General features: G+C 55.6%; 8 protein-coding genes. 6 read left to right on the top strand and 2 right to left on the bottom strand.

Features of this window, described 5'->3' with window-relative positions; genetic code table 11:
* The first annotated feature begins 479 nt into the window (after positions 1-479).
* The 3 genes from ACJ5NV_RS20165 (at position 480) to ACJ5NV_RS20155 (ending at position 4447) form a co-directional block, all read left to right on the top strand.
* On the top strand, positions 480-866 hold the full coding sequence (locus ACJ5NV_RS20165; protein WP_411646649.1) for a hypothetical protein: 387 nt from the start codon (positions 480-482) through the stop codon (positions 864-866).
* A 369-nt stretch (positions 867-1235) separates the two neighbouring features.
* A complete protein-coding gene (locus ACJ5NV_RS20160; protein WP_411646648.1) occupies positions 1236-2828 on the top strand; it encodes a phosphate ABC transporter substrate-binding/OmpA family protein in 1593 nt (530 codons plus the stop codon).
* A gap of 161 nt (positions 2829-2989) precedes the next feature.
* Entirely contained in the window at positions 2990-4447 is a 1458-nt protein-coding gene (locus ACJ5NV_RS20155) for a type IV pili methyl-accepting chemotaxis transducer N-terminal domain-containing protein (protein WP_411646646.1), read from the top strand.
* A gap of 174 nt (positions 4448-4621) precedes the next feature.
* Here ACJ5NV_RS20155 and ACJ5NV_RS20150 read toward each other — a convergent pair whose 3' ends face one another.
* Together ACJ5NV_RS20150 and ACJ5NV_RS20145 are read right to left on the bottom strand one after the other, a co-directional pair.
* Complete coding sequence (locus ACJ5NV_RS20150) at positions 4622-6172, bottom strand: alanine/glycine:cation symporter family protein (RefSeq protein ID WP_411646645.1); 1551 nt, start codon at positions 6170-6172, stop codon at positions 4622-4624.
* 11 nt (positions 6173-6183) lie between these two features.
* Positions 6184-6624: a universal stress protein gene (locus tag ACJ5NV_RS20145; RefSeq protein ID WP_411646643.1), complete on the bottom strand. Its 441-nt coding sequence runs from the start codon at positions 6622-6624 to the stop codon at positions 6184-6186.
* A 386-nt stretch (positions 6625-7010) separates the two neighbouring features.
* Between ACJ5NV_RS20145 and ACJ5NV_RS20140 the strand changes: the two genes are divergently transcribed.
* The 3 genes from ACJ5NV_RS20140 to ACJ5NV_RS20130 all read left to right on the top strand — a co-directional run bounded on the left by ACJ5NV_RS20140 (position 7011) and on the right by ACJ5NV_RS20130 (position 10888).
* The gene (locus tag ACJ5NV_RS20140) at positions 7011-8456 is read left to right on the top strand and encodes a KAP family P-loop NTPase fold protein (protein WP_411646642.1); all 1446 of its coding nucleotides are present in this window, start codon (positions 7011-7013) and stop codon (positions 8454-8456) included.
* Positions 8395-10050 carry an energy-dependent translational throttle protein EttA gene (ettA, locus tag ACJ5NV_RS20135; RefSeq protein ID WP_411646640.1) on the top strand — a complete coding sequence of 552 codons (1656 nt, stop codon included), beginning with the start codon at positions 8395-8397 and terminating at the stop codon, positions 10048-10050. Before ACJ5NV_RS20140 ends, ettA begins: the two co-directional genes overlap by 62 nt.
* 280 nt (positions 10051-10330) lie before the next feature.
* Positions 10331-10888: an outer membrane beta-barrel protein gene (locus tag ACJ5NV_RS20130; protein WP_411646638.1), complete on the top strand. Its 558-nt coding sequence runs from the start codon at positions 10331-10333 to the stop codon at positions 10886-10888.
* The last annotated feature ends 217 nt before the right edge of the window (positions 10889-11105 follow it).

The raw sequence follows: 11105 nt of genomic DNA, 5'->3' as shown, positions 1-11105 counted from the left end.
AAATAGAACAACTCCCTAAAAAGCGTGTGTGTGTCTCTCTCTTCAAGCGTTGCACTGGGGCTTTGGGTCAAGCGGTTTAAGGCATTTTGCATTTAATCTGAGGCATATCCTGCATTTGCGAAGTAGTTCCAACATTCGTCTGGATTGAACATGTCACAGATGTCTCCAAACGCATCGAACAAGGCATCAAAGGTTCTGGCACGATCCGCCTGACATGTGGAACGGCATGCAAGATTGACCCCTGTATTAACGCGTTTTGCTTTGATTTGAATCGAACTGGTCTTGTCACGCTTGCGTTCCGGTCTCTCCACTCATTTAGGCAGCCTTTCGTTCAAAGGCCAAGAGACTTTTGCCACCCGGCGATGAATGCTGCCGCCGTGGATTATAGAATCCGTTAGAGCGTTTCTTTCTCATCTTGAGTCGTGAGGGGTTCGCTTCGGTTTGATTTTCTGCTTCCGTGCTGGTTAGGAGGATCGTTCATGCCCGCACCCTTATCATCGGATATTCGCCATCGTTTTCATGCTTTGCACCAGGAAGGTCATTCAGCGCGGGAGATCGGTCGACGGCTTCTGATTTCTGCTGCAACAGCCGTTCGGTTTGCAAAACAACTGCGGCGGACTGGGGGTCTCACCGCTGCGCGCAATTCCCGGCGTAGAGGGCATGGGCGGCTGGTGCCTTATGAAGGCTTCTCTAAGGAGTTGGTTGAACAAGATCCGGATATCACGCTGAAGGAGCTGCAAGCGGCCCTATTGGAAGCCCATGGCGTGCACGCGTCGCTGTCAGGCATTGATGTCGTGTTGAGGCGGCTTGGGCTTACGTACAAAAAAAGAGCCTTATCGCAGATGAAAGGCGCAAACCTCATGTGAAGCGGGCACGGCGTAGCTGGTTCCGGTGGACGCTGTCTGCCATCGCGCAAGCCCCGCACCGTGTGGTCTTCATTGACGAGACCAGCGTCAAAACCAATATGACCCGTTTGCGTGGACGATCACAATGCGGCACCCGGCTCAATGCTTCCGCTCCCTTCGGGGCCTGGGGTATGCATCAACATGAAATGGAAACGCTCTAGTTAACCAAATCTCAATTGAGCGAATTTTCGCCTCATTCTCTGCGCAAATTAACATTAGATTATCTGCATGTGTCGGATGTTCCGGCCTTTGTTGAACGAGTAAACGTCTGTCCGAACTCGCTGGCTTGTACGAAGCCGACAAGAGTTCAACAGAAAATGGAGTACGAGTATGAAGTTCGGAACCTTTTCCAACAAACGAAATTTGGTATCGGCATTAGCGCTGTCCGTCGCCGCATTTGCACCGGCAACCGGAGGCGCGGGTGAGGTCACCTTGAAATCCGCCGACGGCACAGTGAACCTTGTCGGTGAGTTTGTCGCATTTTCTGACAACAACTATGTGATTCGCACTGGTCTGGGCGACCTGCGGATCTCGGCAACACGCGTGCGCTGCGAAGGGGCCGACTGCCCCGATATCGGCGGCACGGCAGAGGCAGATGTAAAGATTTCTGGCTCTGACGCGGTTGGCGAAGGCGTGATGCCGCTGCTTCTTTCTGGCTATGCAGCGTTTCTTGGGGCTGAAGCCACGCAAACAGCAACCGGCACCCGTGGTCAGTTCGTGACCGAAATGGTGGGCGAAGAAGGTTTCGGCGACCCGATGGGCGCTTATCTGGTTAGCTCCACCAGCTCAAATGACGCGTTCCGCACGCTTTTGGACAACACCACCCAAATCGGCATGTCCGACCGGCGCATCTCACCGGGTGAGGCACGCGCCCTGCGCGACGCCGGTGCAGGCAACATGATCGATCCAAGTCAGGAAAACATCATCGCGGTCGACAGCCTTGTTGTGATCCGACATCCGGATAACCCTGTTGACACGCTCAGCATGGAGGACCTGCGCGGCATCTATAGCGGCCAGATCACAAACTGGGCCGAACTTGGGGGCAATGACGCACCGATCCAGGTTCTCGACTGGCCTGCAGATTCAGGTACGCGGGGCGTGTTCGAAGAACAATTGTTCGGCGACACCCCGCCACCACTGCGTGCTAGTGCCATCGAAGTCACCGACAACAACGAGATGGCCGCTCTGGTCAATCAAAACGAAAACGCCATTGGCTTCGTTGGCTACGCCTTCCAGCGCGGCGCGAAACCAATCACACTGATCAACGAATGCGGGCTGTCCATGGTGCCTGATGCGTTCTCGGCGCGGACAGAAGAATACGCACTGCAGCGTTTCCTCTACCTCTACAACCGGGCAGAGCTGGACGACCAGTCGCGCGACTTTGTGGAGTACGCCATTTCCGACGCCGCGGATGAAGTTATCGCCAAGGCGGGCTTTATCGACCTCGGCATTGATCGGCGAGCGCAGCCTTTGGACGGCGACCGGGCCAAGCAATTGCTGAACCCAAATGTGGACGATTTCGAAGGTGGCGTCATGCGGGCCATGTTGTCTGACATGGTTGAATACGACAGGCTGTCGACCACATTCCGCTTCCGCACCGGCTCTCAACGGCTTGACCCGCGCGGCCAGCTGAACCTCGAACGGCTTGCCCACTATCTGGAATCAGAGCCTAGCGGGACAAAAATCCTCTTCGTTGGCTTCACCGATGACGTGGGTGCTTTTGAAAGCAACCGGGAACTGTCCGTTGACCGTGCAGCGCAGGTCATGAGCGAACTGCAAAACTACGCAGGCGACCGGCTGGGTGACATCGACATGCAAGTCACCGGCTATGGCGAGATCGCACCGGCAGCCTGCAACAGCACGGAAAACCAGCGGCGCATCAACCGCCGGGTCGAAGTCTGGATCCAGAACCCGAACAGCTGAGGCGACAGCCGGGCATCCACGCGGTGTCCGGCTCCCCGTTTTCACAATCCCATGAAAACCGGCTTCAACATGCGACACAACCGCAGAAGCCGCCGCGTTCACAAGGCTCGCAACGGGTTTGCAATAGTTACGGAACGCGTGACATCCGAATGGAAAAGGTCATGAAAAACAAATCGAATACGCAGGATCGCAGTTCCCGAAACCAGACACGTAGGGGCAGCAAGCTGCTTGTTACGGCCGCACTGGCAACCACGGTCTTCACATCAGGCCCCGCATGGACGCAAATCCTTGACGATGCGCTCTATGACGGCGGCAAGGCGCGGGTAAACCTGTCCGCCAGCCTCCGGTCTTATAGCGAAAGCGTCGCCGGGGCGGGTTGCCGCGTTGCCGCGGGCATCAGCGGCGACGTAGCAGAGGACGATCTTGCCGCCTACCGCGACCGGTTTAACCGGATCCTCACCGGGCTGAAAAACGGCGACACCACATTGGGCATCCCGACAGCAGAAGAAAACAGTCGTAGTATCCGGACCATCGCTATGGTCTATGAAAAATGGCGGCCCGTGAACGCCGCTGCGGAAAACATGGTCAACGGTCAGATCGACGCGGGCCAACTGGCCGCGATCAGCGACAATTACCGTGACCTTTACGAACAAACCCTCGTGCTTGCTTCGGAAATATCGGGCCAATATTCCAACCCGCTCGAACTGCTCAACAAGGATGCGGTCACGCTCGACTTCATGACCCGCCAACGCACCCTGCTTGACCGGATGGCGCGGATCACCTGCGGTCTGGCCACTGACAACCCGGCGCTTGGCACTGTGGAAGAGCTGAAGGAAACCCTGGACTTCTTTGAACGGTCATTGGTCGCGCTGCGTGATGGCTTCCCCAATGTCGGGATCAGCCCACCCCCGAATGACGCAGTGAAGAATGCGCTCTCCACCGCCCATGATCACTGGATGGAATATAAACCAGTGTTTGATCACATCCTTGCGGGTGACGCGGTGACCGAACAGGACGTGGTCGATGTGACAGCTTTCGACAAGCAATTGAAGGTCGAGATGGACAATGCAATCACGCTCTATCTTATCTCTTCGCCGGGGCAGCGTGGCGTCTACAAGGTGCCACTGACCGCCTATGTCGAAAATGTTCTGTCCGGATGGCTGACCAATCCCGCCCTGATTGCCGCGATTAACACGCAAAACGCCGCACATCAAAGCCTGACCGAAGAGCAGATCATCGCCTTGGATCAGGACTGGCGTGCCGAAGCGACTGCCGGGGGCGGCACGATGATCAGCACCACATTGGGCAGTGCCGTATCCACTTGGCTCGGCACGCAGCAACAGGCCACCGCCGGTTTCGTGACCGAAGTCTTCATCATGGACAACCGTGGGCTCAACGTCGCGCAAAGCGTCGAGACATCGGATTACTGGCAGGGTGACGAAGCAAAATGGCAGGAAACCTATGGTCGCGAAGATGGCAGACTGCATATCAGTGATGTCGAATTCGACGACAGCACCGGGTTCTACCAAGCTCAGGCGTCTATGCCGGTCTTTGATCTGGGCACGAATGAAAAAATCGGTGCCGTGACCTTCGGCATCAACGTGCAAAGCCTGATGTAACTAGGCGGCGCCTTCCCATTCAGAGGCGATGATGCGCAGCCCCAAGACTGCCAGCCTCTGAGGGCCGTGCGGGTACTCCATTCCCGCACGGCTTTATTGTGTCTGATGCCGCGGCGCTAGGCGGCCAGTGCTGATCAGCGCACGGCACGCCGGTCTCCCGGCGCACCGCGTACCTTAGTTTTTGAACGCTCTGATCTCACCGGACTTCAACCGGCTGATATAGCTGTTCAGCTCATGCTTCACGATCGGCATCAGCAGATACAGTGCGATGATGTTCACAATCGCCATGGAAAACAGCATAGCGTCTGAGAAGTCGATCACGGGACCAAGGCTCGCTGCGGCACCGATCACGATGAAAACGCAGAAGATGATCTTGAAAGACAGCTCTTTCATCGCGCCTTCGCCAAACAGATAGGTCCAGGCCTTCAGCCCGTAATAGGACCAGCTGATCATGGTCGAAAAGGCAAACAGCACCACCGCAACCATCAACAGGATCGGGAACCATGCAAATTGCTTGGCATAAGCTGCCGATGTCAGGGCAACACCGCCCACATCGCCATCAGTCGCGATCCGGCCTGCCTCTGCATTCCAGATATATAGGCCTGTTTCAGGATCAACATTTAGAACACCGCTGATCACGATCACCAGCGCGGTCATCGTACAGATCACTACCGTATCAATGAACGGCTCCAATAGGGCGACGTAACCCTCTGTCACCGGCTCTTTCGTCCGCACGGCAGAGTGGGCAATCGCCGCTGACCCGATCCCAGCTTCGTTGGAAAAGGCCGCACGCCGGAACCCTTGGATCAGCGCGCCGGTAAAGCCACCGACAACCCCAAGCCCGGTAAAGGCCCCCATGAAGATCTGTCCAAAGGCCCATCCGATCATGTCAAAATTCAGGATCAGGATCAGGATCGACACCAGCACATAGAAAACCCCCATGAACGGCACGACCTTTTCGGTCACCCGGGCGATGGATTTCAGACCACCTGCAATTACCGCAAAAGTCACCAGCGCCAGCGCAAGCCCGGTGATCCAACCCGGATAATCGCCAACGACACCGGCAATCTGCGCATGGGCCTGATTGGCTTGGAACATGTTCCCGCCACCTAGCGCACCCAGAATGGTAAAGACGGAAAACAGCACCGCCATGGCCCCGCCCATTGGCAAGCCGCGCTCGGCAAAGCCTTTGGTGATGTAATACATTGGCCCGCCGGACACGCTGCCATCGGGATATTCATTGCGGTATTTCACACCCAACGTGCATTCGGTGAACTTGGTGGCCATCCCGAACAGACCTGCGACGACCATCCAAAAGGTCGCCCCCGGCCCGCCGATACTAACCGCAACCGCGACCCCAGCGATGTTGCCCAGCCCGACAGTGCCAGACAGGGCCGTGGCCAAAGCCTGGAAATGGCTGACCTCGCCCGCGTCATTCGGATCGGAATAGTCGCCTTTGACCAGCCGGATCGAATGCATAAACCCGCGAAACTGGATCGCCCCGAAATAGACGGTAAAGACCAGTGCCCCCACAACCAGCCAAAGCGCAATCCACGAAAAAGATGTGCCCGGCAGCGGCGCAAAGATAAAGGACACATACCAGCCGGTATAATCGGCAAAGATCGTGTTGATCCGCTGATCCAGCCCGCCGCTCTCTTGCGCAGCGACCAAACCAGGGGTCAGAGCCGCAATCAGGCCCAACAGAAAAATGCGTAATGTCGACATTCTATTTCCCCTTATGGAATGATCGTGACGGGGACAGAAGCGCCAGTGACCAATCGCCCAGTCACCCCGCCAAAGACCCGTTCTTTCAGACCGCGCAGGCCGACCCGGCCTACGATGATCTGTGCAGCACCGCGTTCCTTGGCGATCGCATCTATGATCTCTGCCACGTCACCATGGCGCACGATCCCTTCAACCGCCACGTCATCAGCGGCCGCCGCTGCCATTGCCGGACCCAGCACACGTTCGCGGGCCAGGCTGATCTCTTCCTCGCGGCGCTTATGGCGCTGCGCGTTCTCCTCCGCCGTTTGAAATGAAAACGGCGACCACTCAATCACATATACCAGTGCAAGGGTGCATTCCCCCACCGCCTTGGCGCGGGCTTTGGCGAAATCCAACGCCCGTTCCCCCGCAGCAGAGCCGTCGATTCCGACGACAAAAGTTGTCTTGGTCATAACTTGTCCCTGTTCTTGTTTCAGGTAATAAACTGCCAGAAGCTGTACCATCAACGCGCCCGGCTCTGCCGACCGGTTAACTCTCATCATAGCCATGCGGGAAAAATCTGGCGAAAAACTTTGCATAAGCACTGATTTCAGGTAATTTTCCCGGCTTTTGGGCATCTATCAATGTAAACAATTTGAATAAATAGTGAACATTAAGCTTTCATCCGGCAACACGGCGTCACAGCCCATGCGTGTATCGCGTACAAACAAGCATCACCTGTATCGGAACACCGATTGCCGCCCGCCTCATCTGCCCGCTATCAAAAGAATGTGCATTAAATAATATGGCCCGCCGCACGGCGCATTTGAAGGCCGCGTATAGCAAAGGAATTTCGACCATGAAATTGACCCTGCCGGAACCACAGATCAGACTCTACGAGGATGGACTGGCCGCGCACGACAAGCTCGACCGCAAACCCATCGCCAAGCAACTGTCGTATCTGGTGGAAAACATCGCGGACCCGCTGGTCATCGCGCTTGATGGCGGCTGGGGGAGCGGGAAATCAACCTTTCTGAAATGCTGGGTCGGCGAGCACCTGAAGGAACAGGCACACAAGGCCCACACGCTCTATTTCGATGCGTTCGAGAATGACTATCTGGAAGACCCGCTGATCGCCCTGACCGGCGCATTAACGGATCGGCTCGAACAGGTGGATCGCAAACCCGAGCTGCTGAAGAAGCTAAGGACAGCCGCCTATCGCATCGCACCCATGGCAGCCCGTATCGGATTGGCCGCTGTCACCGTCGGCGGCACCGAACTTGCGGGGGCCGTCGGTGACGCAGTGATCGAGGCATCATCCGAAAATGTCGAAAAAGCTGCCGAGGCCTATTGGAAACGCGAAGACGGCCGCCGCGCCGCCATGGGCCAATTCCGCGCGGCGCTCAAATCCCTGACCGACCCGGATGGAAACGATGCACCTCAAAAGAGAATGGTCATCGTCATCGACGAACTCGACCGCTGCCGCCCCGACTACGCGCTGCAACTGCTTGAGGTCATCAAACACTTCTTCGCCACACCCGGCGTACATTTCGTGCTGGGTGTCAACATGCACGAACTCGCCAACAGCGTCCGCGCGCGCTACGGGGCCGGGATTGATGCAGACCGGTACCTGCACAAGTTTGTGCAGATTAGGGTGCCGATGAAGCTTTCGCTGAGCAAGCTTGGCAGTGCCACAGAGGCATCGAAGCACTTCAAGTATGTTGCTGAGCAACTTTCCATCCATTCGCTCTGGCATCAATACTTCGACGCATACTTCGAAATGCTCAATGACAATCAAGAAATCACGCTTCGTGACGTTCAAAAAATAGCAGCGCTCCTTGTTATCACAAACAGATGGTCACTGGATCAGAGGGAGGAATATTGGCTTTATGCCGGCTTGCTAATCATACAGGTTCTAAAGTCGACGTGGATTTCAAGGCTCCGCCGAGGAGAAATAGCTTTCCAACAGATTAACCAGTTTTTTGACCTTGATAGACACAAGGAAAAGAGAGAGGCCTTGGGCGAGTTGGCGCATAGCATTGGATCGGTCCTCTGGTCCGCACATTACACAGACCACCAACCCCAATTTAAGCCGCGCGTTCTTGAATTTGCAAAGAAACAACCTTGTGCGAGAGATCATCGTAAATCACCTAGACGCCTTCGAACTCCTCGACTGATCCTCTTGCCTGCAAGCCCCTCTCCTTTTAAGTGTCGCTCAAGCACTCGCATAAGGACCAAGCTCGATGGCCAGCAATCAATTCGTCTATTTCATGGACGGCGTGTCCAAAACCTATCCCGGCGGTAAGAAGGTGTTCGAAAACATCCGTCTGAACTTCCTGCCCGGGGTCAAGATCGGCGTGGTCGGCGTCAACGGCACCGGTAAATCCACGCTCATGCGGATCATGGCAGGCCAGGACAAGGATTTCGCCGGTGAGGCCTGGGCCGCCGAAGGTGCACGCGTCGGCTATCTGCCGCAGGAACCCGAATTGGACCCCGCGCTGACCGTGCGCGAAAACGTCATGTTGGGCGTGGCCGACAAAAAGGCGATCCTTGATCGCTATAACGAAGTCGCCATGAACTATTCCGAAGAAACCGCCGATGAAATGGCGCAGTTGCAGGATGAAATCGACAGCCAGAACCTCTGGGACCTCGACGCGCAGATCGACATCAGCATGGAGGCTCTGCGCTGCCCCCCCGACGACGCCGACGTGACAACCTTGTCGGGCGGCGAAAAGCGCCGCGTCGCGCTCTGCCAATTGCTGCTTGATGCGCCCGACATGCTGCTGCTCGACGAGCCGACCAATCACCTTGACGCGGAAACCATCGCCTGGCTGCAACAGCACTTGATTGACTACAAAGGGACAATCCTGATCGTCACTCACGACCGCTATTTCTTGGATGCGATCACCGGCTGGATTCTCGAGCTCGACCGCGGCTCCGGCATCCCGCACGAAGGCAATTATTCTAGCTGGCTCGAAGCCAAGGCCAAACGGCTGGAACGTGAAGCCAAGGATGACAAATCCAAGCAGCGCACGCTGGCGCGCGAGCTGGAATGGATGCGGCAGGGTGCCAAGGCGCGGCAAGCCAAATCCAAGGCGCGGATCGCGTCCTATAATGAAATGGCCAATCAGTCTGAAAAAGAAAAAATGGGTCGCGCCCAGATCATTATCCCTAACGGGCCACGGCTGGGCTCCAAGGTGATCGAAGTCAACGACCTCAAGAAACACATGGGGGACAAGCTGCTGATCGAAGGGCTGTCCTTTGACTTGCCCCCCGGCGGCATCGTCGGTGTGATCGGCCCCAACGGCGCGGGTAAATCCACATTGTTTTCTATGCTCACCGGGCAGGCGGAGCCGGATGAAGGCACCGTGGAATACGGCGATACGGTCAAGCTGTCCTATGTGGATCAATCGCGCGACGCGCTGAACCCAGACGCGAATGTCTGGGAGGAAGTCAGCGGCGGGGCCGAGATCATCGAACTCGGCGATGCGTCCATGAACTCCCGCGCCTATTGCTCGGCCTTCAACTTCAAAGGCGGCGACCAACAGAAAAAAGTTGGCCTGCTTTCCGGGGGTGAACGCAACCGGGTCCATATGGCAAAGCTGCTGAAATCCGGCGGCAACGTGCTGCTGCTCGATGAGCCTACCAATGACCTCGACGTCGAAACCCTGCGCGCATTGGAAGACGCACTGGTCGATTTCGCCGGCTGCGCGGTGGTCATCAGCCACGACCGGTTCTTCCTCGACCGGATCTGCACCCACATCCTCGCCTTCGAAGGCGACGCCCATGTGGAATGGTTCCAGGGGGCGTTCAGCGACTACGAAGAAGACAAAAAGTCACGACTGGGTGCTGATGCGCTAGAGCCGAAGCGGATGAAGCATAAGAAATTTGTAAGGTAGTAAGAACTTACGCACAGATCCGGACGTGTGAAAAAACCTATTCATTCGTAGACTGCATTGAGCTGCTCTCTTGATGAGAGCAATCCTAGATTGATTTTCATATCACGCTTGCGTGATGCTGCTGTATCACATAATTTCGGCAATTTTCGCTCAGCTTAAAATGCGTTTCATAACAGCGCTCAGAGGTGCAATTTGACTTTGTACACACGAATAAGGGGTGCCCACGAAAAATTTGAATGGCACCTCATCTAGAAATTATTAACTATTGGAGAACACTACCTTGAAGCGATCACTAATTACCCTTACCTTACTGGCCGCCTCTACCAGCGGTGCACATGCACAGTCCATGTATGCTGGCATCGCTTATTCTTCATTCAGCGGCGAAAATGTATACGTCGGTCCGGTCGATAGCGATGAATATGAGCTGGTCGGAGAGGTTGCCGAAATCTTCATCGGAGCAGACTGCGACATGGGCAGTTACATTCTTGGAGGAGAAGCTTCAATTGTAACCGGAGCCGTGTACGAGGAAGGCTATGAGGATGAATATCAATTCACCTCAATCGTCGATTTGAAGGGCCGTCTTGGTTTTGATGCCGGGCAGTTCATGCCTTACGGTGTGCTTGGGTTGTCTGCCGGAACTTTTGAAGACAAAGTTGGCGATTCTGAAACACAATTTGGCGTCATTGCTGGACTCGGCGCGGATGTTGCAGTGAGCACTCAGTTTAAGGTTGGTCTGGAGTTCACATCGCGGGCCTACAATTTTGAAGGGTTGTATAATGATGGCGACATTGAAAGTAGGGTGAACAGTGCTTCGCTTCGCGGTTCTTTCAGGTTTTAATCTCTATCACGAAAGGGCTTTTGTCGAATTTTTCGTCAAAAGCTTTCCTTAATTCGGGTCGGCGCCTACGGGTGTAGAGCACACTCTCATGACCTGCCCCCATTGAGTCCGCTAATTTAGGTTAGAGCGTTTCTTTCTCATGCTCTGCTACCCAACCTTCTGCCACTGAGGGCCAGAGTTTTTCGTCGTTTTGCTCTGCTACCCAACCTTCTGCCAC

Source organism: Loktanella agnita (assembly GCF_046640325.1).
GTDB lineage: Bacteria > Pseudomonadota > Alphaproteobacteria > Rhodobacterales > Rhodobacteraceae > Yoonia > Yoonia agnita.
The sequence above is the reverse complement of the archived record's forward strand: the minus strand, read 5'-3'. Positions and strand labels throughout refer to the sequence as shown.

Bases quoted from the DNA above. Each gene is read 5' to 3' on its own strand.
- ACJ5NV_RS20165 (WP_411646649.1), top strand. From the start codon at position 480: ATGCCCGCACCCTTATCATCGGATATTCGCCATCGTTTTCATGCTTTG.
- ACJ5NV_RS20160 (WP_411646648.1), top strand. From the start codon at position 1,236: ATGAAGTTCGGAACCTTTTCCAACAAACGAAATTTGGTATCGGCATTA.
- ACJ5NV_RS20155 (WP_411646646.1), top strand. From the start codon at position 2,990: ATGAAAAACAAATCGAATACGCAGGATCGCAGTTCCCGAAACCAGACA.
- ACJ5NV_RS20150 (WP_411646645.1), bottom strand. From the start codon at position 6,172: ATGTCGACATTACGCATTTTTCTGTTGGGCCTGATTGCGGCTCTGACC.
- ACJ5NV_RS20145 (WP_411646643.1), bottom strand. From the start codon at position 6,624: ATGACCAAGACAACTTTTGTCGTCGGAATCGACGGCTCTGCTGCGGGG.
- ACJ5NV_RS20140 (WP_411646642.1), top strand. From the start codon at position 7,011: ATGAAATTGACCCTGCCGGAACCACAGATCAGACTCTACGAGGATGGA.
- ettA (WP_411646640.1), top strand. From the start codon at position 8,395: ATGGCCAGCAATCAATTCGTCTATTTCATGGACGGCGTGTCCAAAACC.